Origin of the sequence: Photobacterium satsumensis, assembly GCF_050336935.1 — a bacterium.
GTDB classification, from domain to species: domain Bacteria; phylum Pseudomonadota; class Gammaproteobacteria; order Enterobacterales; family Vibrionaceae; genus Photobacterium; species Photobacterium satsumensis.
The window spans coordinates 73,599-97,344 of the sequence record NZ_JAKJSK010000007.1; the positions used below are offsets into that span (position 1 = coordinate 73,599).

Sequence of the window (23,746 nt, forward strand, 5' to 3'; positions counted from 1 at the left end):
CGGGGCACAAAAAGGAGAACAATGATGTTCTTAATGTTTGATGTATTCGGCACCAAGATGTCAGTGCAGAAAAAAGATGGATTTTGGTTGCTGTTCAAAGAATCAGAGACCGCAATGCGTGCCCGTATTTATGATGTTGTTATTCCCCCCGAGCTGGAAGACGTTGATTTGGCGACGTACCTCGCGGATATCTATCATGAGCAGGCGAGTAGTAAACACCCTGACGTTCGTCAGTTATAAGCTTGAATGAAAAAAACGCCCCTATTTAGGGGCGTTTTTTTATGTCGTCTAGCAGTAGCAATTAGTTGATCTTAAACAGTTCAACATCAAAAATCAGCACTGAGCCTGGTGGTATAGCGCCAATAGCGCGGTTGCCATAGGCTAGGTTAGCCGGGACGAAGAAACGTGTCTTCTCTCCTTCAACCATCAATTGTACGCCTTCTGTCCAGCCCTTGATAACCTGATTTAGGCCAAACTGTATGGTCTCCCCACGCTCTACAGAGCTATCGAATACCGTGCCATCGAGCAGTGTACCATGGTAGTGAACGGTCACTTTATCACTTGCCTTTGGGTGTACAGAACCTGTTCCTTCTTGCAGTACCAAGTACTGTAGGCCTGATGCAGTGGTTTGTACCCCTTCTTTTTCCTTGTTCTCGGCAAGGAACGTTTCACCCACTTGGATGTTTTCGGCAGCAGCTTGCTTATTACCTTGCGAGCGTTGCATAAAGAAGATAACTAGCGCAATAAGGGCGATACCCAAGATAATTTTAAACACGTAAGTTCCTTATTTCGTAATACAAAGCTGAATATACTCGACGATAGTAGCAGAGCTCACCCGCAGGTGAAAGGCAGGTCAACAGGTACTTAAGCTAAGGTTATAACTCGTTAGGCGTGGTCATAGTCTAGGCGGCGTGGAAGTGGCAATGTCACTGGGGATCAACGAAAACAGCAAGCCGTCGACGGGACCGTCTTGGGTGATGATGCGGTTTCTAGCTGTGCATTCGAAATGGGCTTTCGTGGCAAGGGCAGTGCGCTGGCTAGCAAGGTTACCGGTATGGGTAACGATTTCAATGCGTGTCAGGCCAACGGTGTCAAAGGCAAACTGGGCAATGGCTTGGCAGGCTTCTTTGGCATAGCCTTTTCGTTGTGCACTGGAGCGGATCCAGTACCCCAATTCAGCTGAATTAGTGAGATCGGACAAGTTGCTCAAGGACGTGCTGCCAAGAAATATGTCGGTGGCGCGTTCAAAGATAGCAAACTCATAGCTGATGTCATACACCCAGTTCTGTTGGCTGGCATGTATCCACTCATGGGCGTCGTGTTGATTATATTGGGCGTGGCACCAAGGTAACCAGGGAGCAAGGCTGTGCTGTGAGCGGTGGATCGCATCGAGCAAATCCAGCAGGTCAACATTCTTATAGGGGCGAAGTAGCAAGCGTTCGCTTGTTAATTGGTAGTCTGCTTTCATCCTGGCAACAGTCTCCGTCGAATTACTTTCTTAGCATAAACCGGAGTAGGGGGAAAGTCGTGGGTGTCGTTGGAATAGGTGGCGAAAAGTGTGAAAAGGGCTGCGTTTGCAGCCCTTAATCTTGAAAGTAAACGAACTTAGCCGTCGATACGGCGAATTTGAATCACCATACCCATTAACGGGTGATCGAGGTAGTGGGTTTCGCTACTGCGCATTTTACGCTGCTGTTGGAACGGGTAGGATTTGAGGAACTCCTCCACCTTCACCTGTTTTTTGACTTCCTGCAGGTGGCCGATCTGGACGTTGCCTTCCGGCTCTAATGCATTTTCCATTGGGTCGAGCGGCTCAGCACCGATGATCACTTCGCGTCGGCTTGGCTCGCGCAGCACAAAGTTGGCTTCTGTAAACAAGAAGTGCTGAACATAGACGCGAAGTGTGCCATCAAGCTCGCGCAATGCGCTTGCTTGCTCTGTGGTCTCATCAGACGCTGGGTCCAGTGATTCCTCGGTAAACCCTTGTTCTGACGGAACAGCTGTTTGCGCATCTGCTTGGGCTGACTTCAGTGTACCGTCTGCTAAGAACTGCGCGGAAAAGTCTTTGCCAGCAGTAAAATGAATGCGAGGCGCAGCAGCACGGCTTAAATCACCCTGTCGCCAGCCAAAATGAGCCAGTGGGGTAAATCCAGCATGCTGCTTGAGCTTGTTGTATTGTGCATTGAGCTCGAACTGGGATGAAGGCATCGGAGTGAGCCCCCTTGCTTGGAGACGAGAGGTGTCACCGAAGTCGATCGCCCCTTTGAGGTTAATGGGCTTCGGGCTATCCGGCCAAGACTCGCTGACTTGCTCAGGCGCAATGTTACGCTTGAACATGATCACTTCAATATCGAACTGTCGTGCTGCTAGGCTTGGCCAGCTAATGGCGAATAGCAGCAAATAAATGATATTTTTCAAGATAATACTCCGCACTTAAGTGCTATCTATTATAGAGCGTTTTCGGCCAACTTTGTTAGAAGACCGTCAACATACTTTATTCTGTCTTTTCTGTCACTCATCGGGGCCATGACTTTCAGCTTGGTTGGCCCTTCCATCCGGAAATGCTGCGGTTGTGACTGAAGTAAACCGACGATCAGGCTAGGGTCGATGTTGGCATTCGGGTTAAATTCAATAAACCCACCTTTTTCACCGGCTTCAATTTTGCGCACACCAATACCGGCGGCTTTGAGCTTGATTTTATTGAGTACCAGTAAGTTGCTGGTTGGATCCGGCAGTAGGCCAAAGCGGTCGATAAGTTCAACCTTAAGCTCATCCAGTGCCTTGTCGTTGCTGGCACTGGCTATGCGTTTGTATAGCGACAAACGGGTATTGATATCCGGGATAAATTCTTCCGGTAGCAGTGCCGGTAGGCGAAGCTCCACTTCGGTCTGCTGGCGCAACAGGTCATCAAGCGAAGGCTCTTTACCTTCTTTAAGTGCTTCGACGGCTTGCTCAAGCATTTCCATGTACAAGGTGAAACCGACTGACTGGATTTGGCCACTTTGCTCGTCACCAAGCAGCTCACCCGCTCCTCGAATTTCAAGATCATGAGTGGCAAGCGTAAAGCCTGCACCTAAATCTTCCAGCGATGAAATGGCTTCAAGTCGTTTAACCGCATCTTTGGTCATCCGCTTAGGATGCGGTGTCAGCATATAAGCATAGGCCTGGTGGTGCGAACGTCCGACACGGCCCCGTAGCTGGTGAAGCTGGGCAAGGCCGAGATGATCGGCACGGTTGATAATGATGGTATTGGCGGTAGGGACGTCGATACCGGTTTCGATAATAGTGGTACATACCAATAGGTTGAAGCGCTGGTGGTAGAAGTCACTCATGATCTTCTCAAGCTCTCGCTCGCGCATCTGGCCATGGGCAAAGGTAACCCGTGCTTCTGGGATCAGCTTGGCGAGATCTTCTGTCATCTTCTCAATGGAGTCGACATCGTTGTGCAGGAAGTAGATTTGACCACCGCGCATCACCTCACGCAGTACCGCCTCTCTAACCAAGGCATCGTCCGACTCGCGGACAAAGGTCTTGATGGCCAGGCGGCGGGCTGGTGGTGTTGCAATGATCGAGAGATCGCGCATACCGCTCATTGCCATATTCAGCGTACGCGGAATAGGGGTGGCGGTTAGGGTCAGGATATCAACATCGGATCGGATTGCTTTGAGCTTTTCTTTTTGGCGAACCCCGAAGCGGTGCTCCTCATCGACAATCAATAAACCCAGATCATGGTAATTCACCGAGGCATTAAGCAGCTTGTGGGTGCCGATCAGGATGTCGATTTTCCCTTCGGCCATGTCGGCCAAGATTTGCTTTTGCTCTTTGGCAGTTTTAAAGCGAGAAAGGACTTCAACCCTGACTGGAGTATTGGCAAAGCGGTCACGGAAATTCTCAAAATGCTGCTGGGCAAGCAGGGTGGTCGGGACCAGTACGGTGACCTGCTTGTTATTATCGACAGCGACAAAGGCGGCGCGCATGGCGACTTCTGTTTTACCAAAGCCGACATCACCACAAACCAGGCGGTCCATTGCCTTCGGTTGGCACATATCAGACAGCACAGCATTGATTGCCAGTGCTTGATCATGGGTTTCTTCGAACGGGAAGCCAGTACTGAAGTCGGCATAGGCTTCACGATCAAGCGTGAATTTGTGGCCCGGCTTCATTTCTCGCTTGGCGTACACGTCGAGCAGTTCGGCGGCAACATCACGGACTTTTTCAGCCGCTTTGTTTCGTGCTTTCACCCACGTTTCACCGCCTAGCTTGTGGATCGGAGCGGAATCTTCCGCACCGCCCGAGTAGCGGCTGATCAAGTGCAGCGAGGCAACAGGGACGTAAAGCTTGGCACCGCCTTGGTATTCCAAGGTGACGTATTCGGTTTTCATGCCGCCGGCTTCTAGTGTCTGCAAGCCCTGAAAGCGACCGATACCATGGTCTAGGTGGACCACCGGTTGGCCTACCTTGAGTTCGGCAAGGTTGCGGATAATGGTATCGGCATTGACCGATTTCTTTTCATCCCGGCGACGGCGCTGAACCACGCGCTCACCCAGTAAGTCACTTTCACAGATCAGGGCGACTTCTGGCTGTTCAAGCAAAAAGCCATGCTCAGCCGAGCCAATCACCAGGCTAAATTTGCCTGGTGTCGCCAAGGCTTCTGTCAGGGTTGGTGCAACGACAGGGCGAAGTTTGATCCGGCCCAGTAGATCGAGCAGTGCTTCGCGACGGCCCTCAGAGGCAACCGAGAAGATAATTTTACCTTGGTAGCTTTCCGAATAACGTCGAAGTTCAGCCAATGGCTCTTTGAGCTGGTGGTTGATGGTTAGCTCAGGAACGGCTTTAACTGGCAGGTTGTAGCGGCCAGCCTTGTCGGGCTCGCTTTCCTGGCGGATACGCACTTGAGGCAGCGTTTTGAAATGGGTGAACATTTCCTCTTTGGTCAGCCATAGCTCTTTAGGTTCGAGCAATGGGCGAAGAGGATCGACCCGTCGCTGGTCGAAACGGTACTCGGCGTCGGTCAAGAACTGGTCGACAGCGGGCTCAAGTGCCCCGATGGTTATCAGCAGGCTATTTTGCGGCAAGTAATCGAAAAGTGTTTCGGTTTGTTCGAAGAACAGAGGCTGCCAATACTCGATACCGGCAGGCCAAGTGCGCTTGCTGACCTGTTGATAGATAGATTCAGGCTCGCGTCGAGCCTCGAAACGCTCGCGCCAGCGCATACGGAAATTCTCGATGGCTATTTCATCGGTTGGGAATTCGTGGGCTGGCAATAGGCGAATTTGTTCGATCTCGCCGGTAGAACGCTGGTTTTCGGGATCGAATTGGCGGATAGAATCGACTTCATCATCAAAGAAGTCAATGCGGTACGGCTGGTTGCTGCCCATTGGGAACAGGTCAATCAGCGAACCACGGCTGGCATATTCGCCGTGTTCGATAACCTGATCAACATGGCGGTAGCCTGAGGCTTCCAATTGTAAGCGCAGCTTTTCCAGCGACAGTTTATCGCCGTTATGTACCATCAGCGCATGCTGGTGGATGAAAGCCCTTGGTGTCATTCGCTGCAGCAGGGTGCTGATTGGCACCAAGACCACCCCGTTAGCTTGCTGGGGGAGGCTATATAAGCGAGTCAGTCTATCTGAAATGATATCTTGGTGCGGCGAAAAATTATCATACGGCAAGGTTTCCCAGTCTGGGAATACACTGACTTCTAATGATGTAAACTGGCTGACTTCGGGTTGTAGACGTAAAGCCGTCTGGGTGTCTGGCACCACGGCCAAGATAGGGCCTTGATGATCGTGGGCCACTTCTGCAACAGAAAGTGCCAGCGCTGCACCGGACACATTACCGATGAATCGGCTGTCACCCGGCTTGGACGGTAATGGAAGAGAGAGAATAGACTGTGCTTTCATGGTTAACTTTTATTATCTGATCGCTGTTGGGCGCGTTGGCGCAGAATTTTTTGCTGGAAATACAGAGCGGCTCGGATCAGCAAATCCCTGTCATCTTCCATTAAGCATACGTACTTCAAGGCAATTTCGTAGCTGCCGGCTTGTTGAAGCTGGCATTGGGTTACTTCAGCATAGGCGTAAACGGCCGCTGCGGGGTTATCGAGAAACAGCTTGAGCCTTACCTTGTCGCCTTCGGCTAACGCCTCAGTTGAAAAATAGGACAGTTGGCTAGCGCCGAAAGTATGCGTGGTAAAGCGAAGTTCGGCATTATCCTGTTGGGCAAGAACAAAAGATAATAATAAATTTATCTTGTTGTTCTGTGCCGTAAGGTAATTCGATAGTGCTTTGAATTCATCTTTTTTTAATTGAGATAATGAATGCTCCAAGCCTTCATCCAAGCTGCTGCATTCACTGGCGATACGAAACAGGGGCGGGATTTCTTGCTGGAAAGCCAGCATCTCGGGAACACTTTCACCCAGTTGGAGTGGTTCTACATTGATGGTCAATCCAGCATGGACTGAAAAATACTCGTCCTGATTCATGTCGCACTCGATATAAATTAACTATCCTACGATTATCACCCACCTATTGCTCAGGGACAAGTAAAGTGGTCGCAGAGTGGTGGTTTTACCCGCTGTTTTTACATTAGTTTTACTGTGCTTAATGGTAATCAGACGCGGCAACAGGTATGCTTTCGGGCAGTTTTTATAAGGATGGTATCTTTCTTATCTATGTTTCATCCCGTCTCGTTTTTTATCGGCTTGCGTTATCTCAGAGGGCGCTCTGGTGATAGGTTCAGCCGTTTTGTTTCTTATATGTCGACCGCGGGTATTACCGTCGGGGTGTTATCCCTCGTAACGGTCTTGTCTGTGATGAATGGTTTTGAGCAGCAACTCAAGGAGCGGATCCTTGGGGTGATGCCCCAAGCTGTTATCTCGACCCCCGATGGTCATCTTACCCGCACGGAACAACCGCCTGAAGTGCTTACCTCTATCCCCTATGTTGATATGGTGTCGCCGCTTACCCGTAGCGAAGCAATTCTGCAAAGTGCCAAGTCATTGGCGGCAGGGATGCTGCTGGGGGTCGACCCTGACGCCTTTGAACCTGTTGGCTATTACATTAATCATGGCGATATCCAGGATCTGGAATCGGGTAGCTATAAAGTTATCCTTGGCCAAACGCTGGCAAACCAACTAGGGGTGAAGGTTGGGGACAAGGTCCGCCTGATGGTGACCAGTGCCAGCCAATATACGCCGCTCGGACGAATCCCTAGCCAGCGAAACTTTGAAGTGGCAGGCCTATATAACACCGGTTCGGATGTTGACGGCCAGCTTATCTTGACCCACATCAATGATGCTGGGCGACTGTTACGGTTCAAACCCGGTCAAATGACAGGGTGGCGCCTGTTTGTTGATGATCCGTTTGTGGTGGCTGACCTTGCTAACCGGCCTCTACCCGATGGGATGACCTGGTCAGACTGGCGTGAACAACGCGGTGAACTGTTCCAAGCGGTGAAAATGGAAAAGAACATGATGGGCTTGATGCTGGGGCTGATCATCGGTGTCGCAGCCTTCAATATTATTTCGGCCTTGATCATGGTTGTGATGGAAAAGCAGGCCGAAGTAGCCATTTTGAAAACGCAGGGCATGAGCAGCCGCCAAGTCTTGCTGGTGTTCATGGTACAAGGCGCCAGTAGCGGCGTGATCGGCGCTATCATGGGGGGAGTATTGGGCACCCTATTGGCACTGAACTTGAATTCTTTGCTCACTGTTATTGGTGTTAACTTGATCACCGCAGGTGGTCAGCTACCCGTTGTGATCTCACCCTTGCAGATTGTTTTAGTTATTGTCGGCGCGATTGTTCTGAGTTTGCTGGCGACTGTTTTTCCTTCCTACCGGGCGGCATCGGTTCGTCCAGCAGAGGCACTTCGTTATGAGTAATGCACTATTGGTTTGTCATGGCCTAAGAAAAGTTTATCAAGAAGCCCAACTTGAAACAGAGGTGCTAAAAGGGGTGGGCTTTCATCTCGATGCTGGTGAACTGGTCGGTATTGTTGGGGCGTCAGGCTCGGGCAAGAGTACTCTATTGCATTTACTTGGTGCGTTGGACGATCCGACTGAGGGTGAAGTGTTCTTCAAGGGGCAAAAGCTCAATGCCATGAGTGCCAATAAGCAGGCTAAGCTGCGTAATCAGGAAATTGGTTTTGTGTACCAATTTCATCACCTGCTGGCTGATTTTAGTGCGGTGGAAAATGTGGCGATGCCATTGTTGATTGGGGGTGTTGCTGCGAGTAAAGCCCGGGCGCAGGCCCACAGTATCTTGGAGTTGGTTGGTCTTGGCCACCGACTGGAGCACCGCCCTTCCGAGCTCAGTGGGGGGGAACGCCAACGGGTGGCGATTGCAAGAGCACTGGTAAACAAGCCGTCTCTGGTATTGGCTGATGAGCCTACGGGTAACCTGGATCATAAAACGGCGCTGGAAATCTATGATTTGATGCGCAAGCTTAACAAGGAGTCCGGTACCGCTTTCTTGGTGGTGACCCATGATAATGAGCTGGCTGGTAAACTCGATCGCTGCATGCACATGCAAGACGGCGAATTGCAGCTGGTAGAGGTGGCTTAATGTTCCGACCGCTTTCTCTATATATCGGCAGCCGCTTCAGCCGCGCCAAACAACGAAACCGGATGGTATCGTTTATTTCGATCTCATCGACCTTGGGGATTGCTGTAGGTGTCGCCGTGATCATCATTGGTTTATCGGCGATGAACGGTTTTGAGCGGGAGTTGCAAAACCGGGTCCTATCCGTGATCCCTCATGGAGAGCTGGAGGCCGTGACGCCGCCCTTTGAAGACTGGCAGCCTGTGCTCGATTTGGTCGAACAGCACCCTAGAGTGACGGCAGCAGCCCCTTATATCAACTTTACTGCCCTGCTTGAGAAAGGTAACAGCCTCAAGGCGGTGGAAGTGCGTGGCGTGAACCCTGAAAAGCAACGTGACGTCAGTGTGTTGCCGCAATTTGTCAAGGACAATGCTTGGGACAGCTTTGAGGCTGGTAAACAACAGGTTATTTTGGGTCAAGGCGTGGCCGACAAGCTTGGTATCGGCGTGGGAGATTGGATCACGGCCATGATCCCCAATCCTGACCCGAGCCTCAAGCTCAAGGCGCCGCATCGTATCCGGCTTCAAGTTGCTGGCTTGCTCGCGTTGGCGGGGCAGATTGACCATAATTTTGCCTTAGTGCCGCTTCAAGATGCCCAAGGGTATTTATCGATGGGCGAGGGTATCACAGGCATTGAGCTGAACGTAGACAAGGTGCTGGATGCCCAGAGCATCGTGCGTGAGGTCGGCTTTACCTTACCGGTTTATGTGTACCTGAAAAGCTGGAACCAAAAGTATGGTTACCTGTACCGTGATATCCAAATGGTTCGTACCATTATGTATCTGGTGATGGTGCTCGTTATCGGGGTCGCTAGCTTCAATATCGTATCGACCTTGATGATGGCAGTGAAAGACAGGGCGGCGGATATTGCGATATTACGTACTATGGGGGCGACCGATCGGCTGATCCGATCCATTTTTGTTTGGCACGGCGTGTTGTCTGGTGTCGTGGGTAGCTTGGTGGGCTCGTTGTTAGGTTCTTTGGTTGCCGTCAATCTCACGAGCCTGATCAAGGGTGTCGAAACCCTCATTGGCCACCAGTTTTTGTCTGGCGACATTTATTTTGTCGACTTTCTTCCAACGTTACTGTCTATGCAGGATGTCTTGCTGGTGACAACGACAGCGGTGATCTTGAGTTTCTTGGCCACCTGGTATCCAGCAAAACGAGCAGGGGCACTGCAGCCGGCAACGGTATTGAGTGCTAAATAAGTTGATGGCTTTCCTTCGAAGGGGGATTGTTTAAGCCCTTGCTTTGGCAAGGGGTCTATAACATCGCACTTTGGGGGAAAGATCGACTTTTGGCCGAGTCAGCGCCAGTGGCTTTCAGTGGTTTGCCAACTACTTCCCTAAGTGAACAGATATATTTGAGAAGGCCTAATTATAAGGCTACAAAAAACCTCGCAGATGCGAGGTTTTTTTGTTTTAGCTGCCGAAAACTATATTTGCACAGAACTATTTCAGCATACGGAATCGACGTTTTTGCCAGCTTCGTACCACCGAGTAGCGCCATAGGCCGCGGATGCCAAAGTAGCCGAGGGCAGAAAAGAACACGGCACAGATGGCACAGCCCAATAGGAAAGGAGGACCAATCTGATTCATTTGGTGCAGCAAAAATTCCCAGGACAATTCAAAGTGGAAGGCTTGGTGTGGCGTATTCATCAGCCAAGCACCGACTTTGTATGCGCCATAAAACATGACTGGCATGGTGATCGGGTTGCTGATCCAAACCAAACAGATCGAGAGTGGCAAGTTGACGCTGAAAAATATGGCGACGCCGGCAGCCATAATCATCTGACTGGGAAGGGGAACGAACGCCATAAACAAACCGACCGCAAATGCACCAGACGCCGAACGGCGATTAAGGCACCACAAATTTGGGTTATAAAGCACATTGCCAAATATCTTCAACGCTTTCTGGCGCTTGATGACATCATGGCTTGGCATCATTCGTTTAATTACTTGTCTTGGCATTGTAATTCTTTTGTTCACAGGCAGGCTTGAGATGAACACAAGCGCTGCCGGGGTTGCACTTGGACTGCTATCGCTTCACTTATGGCTGGCATTGCCAACCTATCATGGATTTATTACAGCCTTAATGATAGGCAGTGTAGTGTGTTTCTATTTCCGATGGCGACTTTTGATCTATGTCGGTATCGGCGCTTGTTTGGCGAATCTCGCCGCAACATCCTATCTGAAAAACGTCCAATTGGCTTTTATTGAGCCGAGGAATATTACCATAGTTGGGGAAGTTAGCAGCCTATTAAATCATAAGAAATTAGATACTTTGTTTGATTTTGTAACGTCAGAATTACGTCAGCCAGGTTTTCGCGTGAGCAAAACACTGCGCCTAAGATTGAGTTGGCAAGATAAAGCCAATATTCCGGTGATGAGACAGGGAGAGCGTTGGCAGTTGCAAGTGAGGCTAAGGCCACCACATGGTCGCGTCAACAGTGCCGGTTATGATCGAGAGCGGCAGTTTGTTGGTAAGGGGATCCATGCGGTAGGCGTTGTGACCGGTGGTGTTCGCTTGAGCAGTGGCCAATACTCGTGGGCTGGCCTTCGCCAAATGGTTTTCGATCTCGCAATGGAACATACCGAGGGGCTCAGCCACCAAGGGTATCTGTTGGCACTGGGTTTTGGTTTTCGTGGTGCCCTGGAAGCACAGGATTGGGATCTCTTGCGTGACAGTGGACTTGCCCACCTGATGGCGATCTCCGGATTACACATTGGTCTTGCCATCATGCTGGGGTGGTGGAGCGGTGGTGTTTTGAGAAATCTTGCTGGTGACTGGCCTCATGCCATATGGCTACCGTTGTGGCTGGGGCTGACCACGGGAGCGTTATACGCCTGGCTTGCTGGATTTACCTTACCGACGCAGCGGGCATTGTTGATGAGTTTGGTCGTGCTGGTGTTACTTCGGTTTCGGATAGTCTGGCCGGGTTGGCAAATTTTGTTATTGGTTTTTACTGTTAGCCTAGCGTTGGACCCACTCGCTTCATACAACGCGGGTTTTTGGCTTTCATTTACCGCAGTCGCGGTTATCGCTTTGGCACATGCTGGGGGCGTAAGGTTCGAGGAAAACTCAGAGCTGAAGCTTCACCAGAGATGGCTGGGCAAATGGTGGGCGTTGTTGTTGCTCCAGTTATCATTGCTCGTGTTGATGCTGCCGGTACAGTGGTTGTGGTTTGGTGGTTTTTCCCCCTGGGCACCACAGGTGAACTTGTTGGCCGTGCCGTGGGTCAGTATGACCACGGTGCCTTTGGTGTTGGCGGCCATTGTGTTATCTCCTTTTGAACAAGGGGCTATGGTGTGCTGGCAATTGGCTAACACGACATTATCGCCGGTGCTTTGGCTTGCTGAATGGGCGCGTGGCGGCTGGTGGATGTTATCCGACAGTTCAGGGATTTGGATCTTGGCGATAGCGGTCATGTCCGTTTTACTTTGGCTGCTGCCACTGAGGCGCTTTGCCGCTTTGTTTATCGTGCTATCAAGTGTGGCCATACTGTGGAATCAACCATTAGTACCCAGTGATAGACCGGTGACGAATAGTGATGGTAAGCAGGGCCTTCTTGACGCCCTTGAAACGTGGCAGATTGATTTGCTCGATGTCGGGCATGGCTTGGCGGTATTGATATCGACCCAGAACCGTAGCGTACTTTATGATACCGGTAACCGCTGGCCGGGAGGCTCTATCGCGCGTTCAGTCATAGAGCCGGTATTGACACAGAAGGGACAAACGTCACTTGATGGTTTAATTCTGAGCCACGCAGACAGTGATCACGCTGCAGGTGCCGACTATTTGGTGGAGACTTTTGAGCCGGTATGGAAGCGCAGTAGTGATGTTCGTGTAGGTTACCAAGCTTGTGTCCGTGGCGAAACATGGCAGTGGTACAGTTTGAGCTTCCGTGTGCTGTGGCCGCCAAAGCGAGTCACGAGAGCAGTAAATCCCCATTCCTGCGTCATCGAAGTCAAGCAAGAGATGGGTGACAGCAACGCTGGCGGGGTATCTTTGCTCCTGACCGGGGATATCGATGCGATCTCTGAGTTACTGCTAGCAAGGCTGGAACCTCACCTGTCACCAGACATCCTGCTGGTCCCGCACCATGGCAGCCGCAGCTCGTCGACAGTCACCTGGCTTGATCAAATGGGCTGGTTCAACAGGATGGCACCCAAGTATGCACTGGTCTCGGTTGCTCGTTTAAATCCTTGGCAGCTGCCGTCGGGTGAGGTACGCCAGCGCTACCTAGACAGAAGCGTCAACTGGTTATCAACGGCTGAATCAGGTCAAGTCTCATTGCATATTCATGGTAATAAGGTGGAAGTCGTTCGGTATCGCCAAGATATTAAAGCTGCTTGGTTCAGGCCTGTGTTGTCGCAGTAGAAACCGGAATTGGTTCTATAGATAAGAATGGCTGCTTGAAAAACAAGCAGTTTTATGAGTTGGGGGGTGAACTTATTTGGTCTATGGGCTTTATGCGAGTAGAATGGGAAAATTGTCTTTAAGAAAAAATGGTTTCCATGACTACTTCGAACGATCAAACCACTTGGGAGACGTTTAAGCGACTGTGGCCTTCAATTAGCCTCTATAAAGCCGGTCTGGCTGTCGCTGTTGTTGCATTGATTATCAATGCTGCAAGTGATGCATTGATGCTCTCGATGATTAAACCGCTGATGGATGAAAGCTTTGGTGGGATAGATGGTATCGAGTCGAATTTCCTGGCAATGATGCCAATTTACTTGATGGGGCTAATGATCCTGCGTGGGTTCAGTGGCTTTGTTTCTACCTATTGCCTTTCATGGGTCTCTGGCAATGTGGTGATGAGCATGCGCCGCCAGATGTTCAATCACTTTATGAAAATGCCCGTTAGTTTTTTCGACAAAGAATCGTCGGGCAAACTGCTTTCGCGTATTACCTATGACTCGGAGCAAGTCGCAGCCGCGACCAGTAACGCCATGGTCAGTCTGGTGCGAGAGGGTGCGAGTATTATTGCCTTGATGGCAATCATGTTCTACAACAGCTGGCAGCTGTCTGCGATCTTGCTGGTGATTGCGCCTGTGGTTGCGATCAGTATCCGCGTGGTATCCAAGCGCTTCCGTCGTATTTCCAAAAATATGCAAGATGCGATGGGCTCAGTGACATCTTCAGCAGAGCAGATGCTAAAAGGCCACAAAGTGGTATTGAGCTATGGTGGCCAGCAAGTTGAGCAGGAACGTTTTGAGCAAGTGAGTAATCGGATGCGCCAGCAGACGATGAAGCTGGTATCGGCTCAAGCGATAGCTAACCCTGTGATTCAGGTTATAGCCTCTATGGCACTGGTTGTGGTGCTGATCCTTGCAAATACTGAGTCGCTGCGTGAGTCTTTGACGCCGGGTACCTTTGCCCTGATCTTTGGCTCAATGTTCGGCTTGATGCGCCCGCTAAAAGCCCTAACTAACGTGACGTCGCAATTCCAACGTGGTATGGCAGCTTGTCAGACCCTGTTTGGCTTGATGGAACTGGAAACAGAAAAAGACAACGGCCAGCATGAAGTCAAACGCGTGAACGGTGATATTCATGTTAAAGATGTCACGTTCACTTATCCGACAAAAGATGCTCCGGCACTGAGAAGCGTGAACTTTGATTTGCCGGCCGGGCAGACACTTGCCTTGGTGGGACGTTCCGGTTCGGGCAAAAGTACCATTGCCAACTTGCTGACCCGTTTCTATGACATTGACTCGGGAAGCATCACTATCGATAGCCATGATATCTGTGACTACAGACTTTCCAATTTGCGTGAGCAGGTTGCGGTTGTGTCGCAGAATGTCCACCTGTTCAACGATACCGTCGCCAATAACATTGCCTATGCAAGTGGTGAAACATTTAGCCGTGCAGACATTGAAAAAGCGGCCGAACTCGCTTATGCCATGGACTTTATCAATGGCATGGACAATGGCTTGGATACCATGATTGGTGAGAACGGTGTGAGCTTGTCTGGCGGCCAGCGTCAGCGTATCGCGATTGCCCGTGCCTTGCTGCGCAATGCCCCGGTGCTTATCCTCGATGAGGCAACCTCAGCCTTGGATACCGAATCAGAGCGTGCTATTCAGTCTGCACTGGATGAATTACAGAAAGACCGGACGGTATTGGTCATTGCCCACCGCTTGTCGACCATTGAAAACGCAGATCAAATCCTGGTGGTTGATGACGGTGAAATCGTTGAGCGTGGTGTGCATGCTGAATTGTTGGCGCAAGACGGCGCTTATGCCCAGCTGCACCGTATTCAGTTTGGTGAGTAATGGCTTCGGTTATCGAAAAAATCTGGTTTGAGGATCACCCGGCAGGAGTGGTCCTTAAGCCTCTGCTGTGGCCACTGAGTAAGTTGTTTGGCGCTGTGAGTCAACGTCGTCGTACACAATACCAAACCGGCCAGAAAGCGGTATACCGCCCATCTGTGCCGGTGGTGGTGGTGGGCAATATTACAGCGGGTGGCAATGGTAAGACCCCCGTTGTTATTTGGCTGGTTGAACGGCTCAAAGCTGCGGGACTTAATCCCGGTGTCGTCTCGCGAGGCTATGGTGCCAAGGCGCCGCATTACCCATATCGGGTTGATGGCCAGAGCACCACAGCTGAAGCCGGGGATGAGCCGGTGCTGATATTCCGCCGTACCGGTGTGCCTGTCGCTGTGTCGCCCAAGCGCGCTGAGGCTGTACAACTGATTGAGTCTGATGTTGACGTGATCATTACCGACGATGGCCTGCAGCACTATGCGCTGGCAAGGGATATCGAAATTGTGGTGATTGACGGTCAGCGCCGGTTTGGCAATCAACAGCTGATCCCGTTGGGACCACTGCGTGAAGGCTGTGACCGCTTGCAAGAGGTGGATTTTCTTATTTGTAATGGCGGCAGTGCCGAAGATAATGAAATTCCGATGCAATTGCTCCCGTCCGATTTGGTTAATCTCAAAACGGGTGAGCGCTTGGACGTGTCCAGATTGCAAGGTGATGTTGTCGCCATGGCCGGGATTGGCCATCCGCCCCGATTTTTTAATACACTAGAACAGCTTGGTATTACACCGGTGAAGTGCCAGCCTTTTGCTGATCACCAGGCATTTTCCGAGCAAGAATTACAACAGCTGTCCGAGCAAGGCCAGCATCTCGTCATGACAGAGAAAGATGCGGTGAAATGCCACACTTTCGCCCAGCCTAATTGGTGGTATTTGCCGGTTGACGCCGACATGCCCGCCGAGCAGGCTGATAGCTTGATTAACCGGATTATTAAGGTAAAGGAAGAGTATGGATCATCGTCTGCTTGAAATCGTTGCATGCCCGGTATGTAAGGGTAAATTGAACTTCGATAAAGACAAAAATGAACTGATCTGCAAGTTTGATCGTCTAGCATATGCTATTAAAGATGGTATTCCTGTATTGCTTGAGCCTGAGGCGCGTACTCTGAGCTCAGAAGAGGTGAAGTGATGTCTTTTACGGTGATTATTCCGGCTCGTTACCAGTCATCACGCCTACCGGGCAAGCCGCTGGCTGATATTGCGGGCAAGCCAATGATCCAATGGGTCTATGAGCAGGCAAGCAAAGCAGGGGCTGAGCAAGTCATTGTAGCCACTGACGACCAGCGTATTGCTGATGCGGTTAAAGCGTTTGGTGGTGAAGTGTGTATGACCCGTGATGACCACGAATCAGGCACCGAGCGCCTAGCTGAAGTGGTTGCCAAATACCAACTGGCTGATGATCATATTGTGGTTAATGTTCAGGGTGATGAGCCACTGATCCCAGACAGTATTATCCGCCAAGTTGCTACCAATCTTGCTGACAGCAAAGCGCCGATGGCAACGCTGGCGGTTGAGATAGACCATGCCGATGAAGTGTTTAATCCGAATGCGGTTAAGGTGGTAACAGACAAAGATGGCTACGCGCTGTATTTCAGCCGTGCCTCCATTCCTTGGGACCGTGATAACTTCGCCAAGCGCCCGCAGGAAGTTCACCAGAACCTGATGCGCCATATCGGTATTTACGCTTATCGTGCCGGCTTTATCAATACCTACATTAACTGGGAGCCGAGTGCGCTGGAGAAAATCGAAGCGCTGGAGCAACTTCGTGTGCTTTGGTACGGCGAGAAAATCCATGTCGAGGTTGCCGTTGATGCGCCACCTGCTGGTGTCGACACACCAGAAGATCTGGAAAAAGTACGCCAGTTAGTAGGCTAAGGCTAGAACAGGTTGATAGCCATATAAATCACAAAAGGGGCTGTGGAGTGATCCACAGCCCCTTTTCTATTGACCCGTCCAAGAAGTGAAGGGTTTACGCTATTCAATAGCGGGTTATTGAATAGGCTCCAAAGGATGTGTTTATTACAATAAATCAGACCTTTTGCCGACAACTGGGAGAGAGGCGCCATTACTACCAGTTAATGGTACATAGCCTTTGGTTTCGTTATCATAAATATTCACGCCTCTTTTTATTAGATCTATGGCGGTTTGGTAATTTTGAGTATGGTCCCGCTTGGTGCTATCCCATGCTCTTAACAAAAAATTATTTTCATTTGATGTAATTGCAATGGAATTTATATTACTGCTATCCCACTTGATGCTATTGCATATCAGGTATTCACTTTCACCCTCTCCATCAATCCAATATTTATGTGGGTAAACCTGGTCAGCTTTGGTAACCGTTGGACATGGGAAACCGACTCCGGCACCATGATCCTGTGTTATAAGTGATTGCTTAATATATCCGCCGATTCTTTTATTGTTATCTTTCGCATTTCCGGCTCCCCCTCCAGTGTAATAAATGATGATTTTCTTATCGCCTAACTCATCGATTGTTGGCCAGCCGTGAGCGCGTATCGCCTCTCGCAGGGAAATACGACCATATTCTATAATAGAGCTGTCATTTATGCTCTCAAAATGGGCAATCATATCTGCTGGGGTGTAAAATATATCGGGATTATTATTTACCACCTCACGCGCTGCAGCGTTTACTTGTTTAAAGCCCCACTTGACTTCAATTCCCAAAAGTAATGGCCTTTTATCCTCCTTATTATCACGAACGTAGTTAACTATTTTAACTAAGCATCTATCTAAGTGGTCATTCTCACAATTAGAATCTCTTCTGGCGGGAATTGGAAGATCATGGGATATATACTGAACTCCAGCACTTTCCCACACGTCGAGCTCAATTGAACGATAGTTATCTAGAAAGTGAGATAAGTCGTTAATGTATTTGTCCGTGCCATTTTGATACTCATCAAAATGTGCATAGGTATTGTGGTATCCAGTAAAATACAACTCATTTATTTTTGAGCTCCCGTTTATGTTAGCCGCATGACTTACGCCAGCACTCAAGAGCATCACTACGCTCAGAAGATTTTTATTTTTACTAAAACACATAATCACACCTTGTTGGTATATTGTTTGTTGTTATGCATTGTTGTTTCTGAACGCATCTAAATAGTGGCTTTTCACTATGTCCCAATCACAGAAATAGTCTTTTCGGCATTGGTCGATAGGAAATTTGATAGGCTTCTCATTTAAGAGCATCCTGACTTTATATTTGTTATCCTTTTCGACTACTTGCCAGACTACATTGGATGATTTGTGAATTTGATCCCATGCGTTCCATGTCTCTAATTTTTCAGCATCCGTCCCCTCGCTACTAATTATTCCTAGCGCAACGAGCGAAGCTGATACGTTACTATCGTGACCAAATCGCACATCCAGCGAGGGTACACCGGAATAGGTGGATATCGATTTATCGGTCACTTCGATATAGTCACGAATGATGGGTTTTCCCATCTCATAGTTGATCCCTTCAAAGACATCGGCAGTCCCAAACATATAGAACTTACTGACGTTTTTAATCAAGGTTAACCACTCAATGGATTCAATATCATTATTAGCAGCAATTTCTTTAAACGGTTTACACATGCCCATCCGCCCACCTTGCGGCGCGTCTTGCATGCATAATCCCTGTAAAGCAACTGTCATCTTCCCTGCGTCTGACGGAGACAACCCGTTGACATAGCGTGAGAATTCTTTTGTAACAGATACTGGAGGATTCGCCACAATGTCATCAATGATGTCTTTTTTGTAATTATCAGCTTTTGGTCGATATACGCCTCGATAGAACCAGCTATAATGATGGGTGTTTATTTTTCTAGCTTCATCTTCGGAGTTAATTATTGATACGTGAAGCTGTTTGCCTTGCCTATTGGCCTCTTGCGTCATGCCGGATAAGTACGAGGATTGGCTCTGCAATGTTCGCTCAATATTAGAGTTTCGGCTAAGGACGTCTAGTTCTCTATTTTTTGATGAATTCATTGTCATATATAACATTCGTTCACCAAGTTGGGCCATTTCCTCCTTTCCCTCTTGGGTTAGCTTTCCAAGCAGAAAAGAGTTTTTAACCCACCAATCAGAGAATGCTTGGACATTCTCTAGCAGTAGCTGACCTTCAGAAGTAACCTCTCCCTTTTTTATCGAATTTTCAAATGTAATGGCAAGTTCAGGCACTAAGTTATTATCTAACGCATAGCGAGACCCATGCCTGTAAAGTGCGTTGACTGACACGAGATTATAATCCGCCGGGATCAGAGGCAGAGTGTTTACTGGCTCGAAAGGGTAGGGTCTATGTTCTGCTAAGATGGATTCCCAGTTTGTTTCTGAGTGCGCTATCATTGGTATAAGTAAAGATATTGCAGCTGTTATTGATTTTTTATTCATATCTAACTCTCTGTTTTATTTTCACGTTTAAAAAAAAAGGAAAGATACTACTAGAGTATCTTTCCTTTTTTGTAGGAACGAAAAATTAACCAACTGATTTTTATCAGCTAATTTTCGATATAGTCCTATAGTTCTTACCCATGAAGATTTGAATGAAAACTGCAATCTACATAGTTTGAGTATTATGAGTAATGCGGAGCAATGATTGTTTAGAACTTTTGTTTCGGTTCCGTTGGAGTAGCGTCTAATAACCGTATTAAACATTGAAGTGATTTGGTTACGGGAAGCACGATATACGGTTTGATATAGGCAGTTAAGATCGTTAGATAGCTGATCTGATGCTTCAGAATGAACCGAATCTGAAAGTAATGCATTGTGAATATTGGTGTTAACTAACGCCAGCACAAAACCAACTAGGCAATCAATCAGATAATTACCTAGTTTGGGTTGTGCTTTTGTGGGTAACATATCCATACACATTCACATCCGCTGTTTTTTGCTTTGGTTATTGTATAATGGAAAAAAACAAAATTTTTGAATTAGGATCAAAATATTAAAATTGATTTGGATTAACAATTGTTTCTGAATAATTTCAATATATTGTGTTTGTTGCCAAGCAGCGAACTGGAACCAAAATCAATATTTTGGCTCATTGAAGGTTAGATCTATATTAGACAAAAGCCAATTGAATCTCTGGTTACGCCGTGATAAATGCAAAGTATACGTATTAGAAATGCTTGCTTTTGTGAATCGGTTATTTATGTGTCGCGATTTAATTCATTTGATTAGTCATGCGTATTGCTTGAAATAGACGTGACCATTTTACCGGCATCATCGGCACCACAATTAGCAAGATCCCAATCACTGTGAGCAAATCGGGGATTTCATCAAACCACATCATTCCGAAGGCGGTCACGAAAACTAGCCCTGAGTATTCTGCCAGTGCTATCTGGCCAGCCGCTGCTTTCTTATAGCCAATGACAACCAAAGCGTGATAACCCAACACAAAGAGGTTGATCGCCATTATCCAGCCAACATGGTGCCATTCGATAGCTGCCCACTGCGAGACAGCGAGTACTAGTGATAGTGGCAGAGTCATCACCCCAGTCCAGAACAAGGTCGACACCAAATGCTGATCTTCCGGTAGCTTGCGGATCAAGATATTTCCCAGTCCCATGGCTAGTGCACTGCCAAGCCCAACAATAGCCGCCCAGTGAAAATGTTCGGGACGCAGGACGACCAGCACTCCGGCAAAACCAATATAGGTAGCAATGACTTTCGCCCTGGGGGGCGTTTCCTTGAGCAAGAAAACAGATAACGGCAGCATCAGCAGGGGCCCGACATAGAACATCGCATTGGCCGTTGCCAGCGGTAAGAAGGTGATGGCGACCATAGCACAGGCGCTGCCCATTAGAATGAGCTGGGCGCGCCAAAAGGCTATCTTGCAACAACCTTGTTGGCGTTTAGCCGGCGGTAGTGCAAGCCAGAATGGCAGTAGCATGATAACGCTAAGTAACTGCCGGATGAAAACATACTGGAAGGTCGGGACTTCACCATTGAGGATTTTCAGTGAAACATCCGAGAAAGAGGCGAGCAAGTTGGCGGCAACAAGAAGGACGATTGCTTGATTAACAGGATTGCGCATTGAAACTCAGTGTTCGAAATAGGGTAAGTGAAAATATGCTTATGCCATATTGTATGGCAAGATGCGTATTCTACCGATTAACGATGAAAATTCACTGAGTATTTTTATATGCTACGCGCGAGAATAGGGTTAGTGATTGATTTGAAATCAAAAAAAAGCCACCTGCTTATACAGGTGGCTTGATGTTTTTTAGCTCAGAGCGGTGTTTGGCGTTAAGCTGTCGCCGTTTTCTCTTCGATCTCGTCATCAGACTCGAACACGCTGTTGTCGGCTTGTCCCAGTACACGAGAAGTGATCGTACCGGCAGTCATCGCGCCGCTTACGTTCACGGCGGTACGGCCCATATCAATCAACGGCTCGATAGAGATAAGCAGGCCTGCAAGGGCAACCGGCATATCAAGGGCAGAAAGCACAATCAGGGCAGCAAAGGTTGCACCACCACCCACGCCGGCAATACCGAATGAGCTAACAGTTACAATGGCAATTAGGGTCAGCATGAAGCCAGGATCCAGCGGGTTGATACCTACTGTTGGCGCAATCATCACTGCCAGCATTGCAGGGTACAGACCGGCACAGCCATTTTGACCCATGGTGGCGCCGAAAGAAGCCGAGAAGTTTGATACCGCATCGCCGTTACCCAGTTTTTTCACTTGAGTCTCAACGTTTAGTGGGATCGTACCGGCGCTTGAGCGTGAAGTGAACGCAAAGGTCAGTACCGGTAGGATCTTCTTCAGGAAGCGAATTGGATTCACACCGACGAACGCTACCAGCACCAGATGCATGACCAGAATCAGGCCAAGACCCACGTAAGAGGCAACCACAAAGTTAATCAAGCTCAGGATATCGTCGTAGTTTGACCCTGCAACGACTTTGGTCATCAGGGCCAGTACACCGTATGGTGTCAGGCTTAGGACCATACGAACCAAGGTACGCACCACTTCCTGGGCAACATTGATGAACTTCTCGAAGCTCGCGCCAAGCTCTGGCTGGGTACGGATCACGGTAAGGCCAGCAACACCGATAAACGCAGAGAAAATCACCACCGCAATGGTTGATGTTGGGCGGCTACCGGCTAGGTCAGCAAACGGGTTCGCTGGGAAGAAAGAAATAATCATGTCAGCAAATGACATGGCTTCCACTGAAGTCAGACGAGTTTCCAGCATTTCACCACGGGCGATTTCGCGTGCACCCTGAACAATCCCTTCCGCACTTAGACCGAACATACTGCTGATCAGAATACCAATCAGCGCGGAAGCGGCGGTGGTTGCGAGAAGGATACCGATACTCAGGCCAGAAATTTTACCCAGCGAGCCGGAATCTTTTACCTTGAGGATGGCACCAATGATAGACACGGTGATCAACGGCATGATGATCATCTTCAGCAGGCTGACATAGCCCGCACCAACAATATTGATGTAATCCAGCGTATCTGTGATGACCTTGCTGCCGCCACCATAAACAAGTTGCAGCGCACCACCGAAAAGCACACCAAGACCCAGAGCGGTAAAGACACGCTTTGAAAGGGTTTGTTCTGTTTTCTGTTGTTTAACCAACAGGGCAATAATAATGGCGAAGACCGCCAAGTTGAGTATCTGGAACATCGAACCTAATCCTACCGTTGTTATTAACCCGCAATTCCGTTTTGCTAAGTCATCAATCATTTATTGGCCGTAATAGTATGATGTGAGTCGCAAAACCTGAACCGGTTTTGGCTGATTTGGATATGAGTAATTGGTATTTAATAAAACCAAAAAGAATAAAGATTAAAAGACAAACAAAACAGTAATGTTTTATGCAAAAAATAGCTTGTAGTGTTAAGGAATGAGGGGGGCTGGTCGTTGATCAATGGCGAGATAATGGTTGCCTTGCGTCACTGGGTATAACGCTTAGTGCCGCTGACCAAGTAGGCCAGCGGAGTCGGGAGGGTCATTGCGTAGCGGTTTCAGGGTGTTCTTTTTCACCGGCTAAGGTGCGTAATTCCTGCCACCAACGGCCGAGTGTTTCGTGCCAGTAGCGCTCGGTTTGTTCGAGGTATTTGGCCTGAGGGCGGTAGCGCTCCCAGGGTTGCTCGATCTTGTTGCTGGCAAGGAAGTTGGTTGGGGCCGCTGTTGGGGTCAAGCCCACTTGATAGAACTCTTCCATGGCTCTTTTCATATGGCTGGCTGACGTAACGACCACCAGTTTGTCATCGCCGACAACAGAAGCGGCCTGGAAGGCCTCTTCCCAGGTATCTTTTGCCGTCTCTAACAGTAAAATATCGTTCTTGTTGACCCCAAGCGCCAGCGCGACTTTCGCCATCATGCGTGCTTGGCTGATATCGGTACCGCCACCATAACCGGACAGAATCAGTTTAGAACCTGGGAACAAGCGGTGGATACGCATGCCTTCATTTAAGCGCATTAATGCCGTGCGTGACAGCTGCGAAGTGATCGGCATTGCATAATCAATGACATGGCCACTCCCCAGCACCATGACATAATCCACCGATTGGCCAGACGGCACGTAAGGCGGATAGGCTTTTTCAAGTGGTCGCAGTAAGCTGGTTGCTATCGGTTGGAAGGAGACGAGAAAGATCCCCAAGAAAGCAAAGCTAATGAAAAAGGTTGCCAGCCCCTTACGGCGGGTAAACCAGAGTATTAACAGCCCAAACAAGCCAAGTATAAGCAAGGCTGGTAGGGGCATGAGTAAAGCAGAGACAATTTTTTTTAGTTCAAACATGCAATGTCGTCCGAAAAATCAGCAGTTGAGCTCGAAAAAGCACCACAAGCCTTTATTCCTTTATCGCTTGTG

At 48.9% G+C, this 23,746-nt stretch carries 20 protein-coding genes; 9 read left to right on the forward strand and 11 right to left on the reverse strand.

All coding sequences use genetic code 11. The features are described from left to right. The first annotated feature begins 21 nt into the window (after positions 1-21). Positions 22-240, forward strand: coding sequence for a DUF7661 family protein (locus L4D79_RS12070; protein WP_428651823.1), 219 nt, complete (start codon positions 22-24; stop codon positions 238-240). 61 nt (positions 241-301) lie between these two features. Here L4D79_RS12070 and bamJ read toward each other — a convergent pair whose 3' ends face one another. The 5 genes from bamJ to L4D79_RS12095 form a co-directional block, all read right to left on the reverse strand. Next, entirely contained in the window at positions 302-775 is a 474-nt protein-coding gene (gene bamJ / locus L4D79_RS12075; RefSeq protein ID WP_428651824.1) for a BamJ family beta-barrel-assembly machinery protein, read from the reverse strand. A 120-nt stretch (positions 776-895) separates the two neighbouring features. Beyond that, positions 896-1,468: a GNAT family N-acetyltransferase gene (locus tag L4D79_RS12080; RefSeq protein WP_428651825.1), complete on the reverse strand. Its 573-nt coding sequence runs from the start codon at positions 1,466-1,468 to the stop codon at positions 896-898. A 137-nt stretch (positions 1,469-1,605) separates the two neighbouring features. Next, a complete protein-coding gene (locus tag L4D79_RS12085) occupies positions 1,606-2,418 on the reverse strand; it encodes a peptidoglycan binding protein CsiV (protein WP_428651826.1) in 813 nt (270 codons plus the stop codon). Positions 2,419-2,447: 29 nt separating this feature from the next. Further along, positions 2,448-5,903, reverse strand: coding sequence for a transcription-repair coupling factor (gene mfd / locus L4D79_RS12090; RefSeq protein WP_428651827.1), 3,456 nt, complete (start codon positions 5,901-5,903; stop codon positions 2,448-2,450). Between the two features lie 2 nt (positions 5,904-5,905). Further along, positions 5,906-6,484, reverse strand: a complete 579-nt coding sequence (locus L4D79_RS12095; protein WP_428651828.1) for a PilZ domain-containing protein — start codon at positions 6,482-6,484, stop codon at positions 5,906-5,908. A gap of 189 nt (positions 6,485-6,673) precedes the next feature. Here L4D79_RS12095 and lolC point away from each other — a divergent pair, with 189 nt between their 5' ends. The 3 genes from lolC to lolE are packed head-to-tail and all read left to right on the forward strand — an operon-like array spanning position 6,674 to position 9,808. Further along, on the forward strand, positions 6,674-7,882 hold the full coding sequence (gene lolC, locus L4D79_RS12100; protein ID WP_428651829.1) for a lipoprotein-releasing ABC transporter permease subunit LolC: 1,209 nt from the start codon (positions 6,674-6,676) through the stop codon (positions 7,880-7,882). Further along, positions 7,875-8,564, forward strand: coding sequence for a lipoprotein-releasing ABC transporter ATP-binding protein LolD (gene lolD, locus L4D79_RS12105; RefSeq protein ID WP_428651830.1), 690 nt, complete (start codon positions 7,875-7,877; stop codon positions 8,562-8,564). The genes lolC and lolD overlap by 8 nt, the downstream gene beginning before the upstream one ends. Then, entirely contained in the window at positions 8,564-9,808 is a 1,245-nt protein-coding gene (gene lolE / locus L4D79_RS12110) for a lipoprotein-releasing ABC transporter permease subunit LolE (RefSeq protein WP_428651831.1), read from the forward strand. Before lolD ends, lolE begins: the two co-directional genes overlap by 1 nt. 243 nt (positions 9,809-10,051) lie before the next feature. On the opposite strand, the gene L4D79_RS12115 is transcribed toward lolE, so the two are convergent. Then, entirely contained in the window at positions 10,052-10,570 is a 519-nt protein-coding gene (locus L4D79_RS12115) for a DUF2062 domain-containing protein (protein ID WP_428651832.1), read from the reverse strand. A 31-nt stretch (positions 10,571-10,601) separates the two neighbouring features. Between L4D79_RS12115 and L4D79_RS12120 the strand changes: the two genes are divergently transcribed. From L4D79_RS12120 to kdsB, 5 genes are all read left to right on the forward strand, one after another. After that, positions 10,602-12,980, forward strand: coding sequence for a DNA internalization-related competence protein ComEC/Rec2 (locus L4D79_RS12120; protein WP_428651833.1), 2,379 nt, complete (start codon positions 10,602-10,604; stop codon positions 12,978-12,980). 137 nt (positions 12,981-13,117) lie between these two features. After that, entirely contained in the window at positions 13,118-14,875 is a 1,758-nt protein-coding gene (gene msbA / locus L4D79_RS12125; protein ID WP_428651834.1) for a lipid A ABC transporter ATP-binding protein/permease MsbA, read from the forward strand. Further along, positions 14,875-15,891, forward strand: coding sequence for a tetraacyldisaccharide 4'-kinase (lpxK, locus tag L4D79_RS12130; RefSeq protein WP_428651835.1), 1,017 nt, complete (start codon positions 14,875-14,877; stop codon positions 15,889-15,891). The genes msbA and lpxK overlap by 1 nt, the downstream gene beginning before the upstream one ends. Beyond that, complete coding sequence (locus tag L4D79_RS12135; protein WP_107348429.1) at positions 15,872-16,051, forward strand: Trm112 family protein; 180 nt, start codon at positions 15,872-15,874, stop codon at positions 16,049-16,051. The genes lpxK and L4D79_RS12135 overlap by 20 nt, the downstream gene beginning before the upstream one ends. Then, entirely contained in the window at positions 16,051-16,797 is a 747-nt protein-coding gene (gene kdsB / locus L4D79_RS12140) for a 3-deoxy-manno-octulosonate cytidylyltransferase (protein ID WP_428651836.1), read from the forward strand. The genes L4D79_RS12135 and kdsB overlap by 1 nt, the downstream gene beginning before the upstream one ends. A 144-nt stretch (positions 16,798-16,941) precedes the next feature. Here the strand turns inward: kdsB and L4D79_RS12145 are convergent, their stop codons facing one another. The 5 genes from L4D79_RS12145 to elyC all read right to left on the reverse strand — a co-directional run bounded on the left by L4D79_RS12145 (position 16,942) and on the right by elyC (position 23,674). Continuing rightward, positions 16,942-17,979: a PI-PLC domain-containing protein gene (locus tag L4D79_RS12145; RefSeq protein WP_428651837.1), complete on the reverse strand. Its 1,038-nt coding sequence runs from the start codon at positions 17,977-17,979 to the stop codon at positions 16,942-16,944. Between the two features lie 30 nt (positions 17,980-18,009). After that, the gene (locus L4D79_RS12150; RefSeq protein WP_428651838.1) at positions 18,010-19,311 is read right to left on the reverse strand and encodes a histidine-type phosphatase; all 1,302 of its coding nucleotides are present in this window, start codon (positions 19,309-19,311) and stop codon (positions 18,010-18,012) included. A 772-nt stretch (positions 19,312-20,083) separates the two neighbouring features. Next, a complete protein-coding gene (locus tag L4D79_RS12155; protein ID WP_428651839.1) occupies positions 20,084-20,956 on the reverse strand; it encodes a DMT family transporter in 873 nt (290 codons plus the stop codon). 212 nt (positions 20,957-21,168) lie between these two features. Further along, on the reverse strand, positions 21,169-22,557 hold the full coding sequence (locus L4D79_RS12160) for an L-cystine transporter (RefSeq protein WP_428651840.1): 1,389 nt from the start codon (positions 22,555-22,557) through the stop codon (positions 21,169-21,171). A gap of 325 nt (positions 22,558-22,882) precedes the next feature. Further along, the gene (gene elyC, locus L4D79_RS12165; RefSeq protein WP_428651841.1) at positions 22,883-23,674 is read right to left on the reverse strand and encodes an envelope biogenesis factor ElyC; all 792 of its coding nucleotides are present in this window, start codon (positions 23,672-23,674) and stop codon (positions 22,883-22,885) included. Between the last annotated feature and the right edge of the window lie 72 nt (positions 23,675-23,746).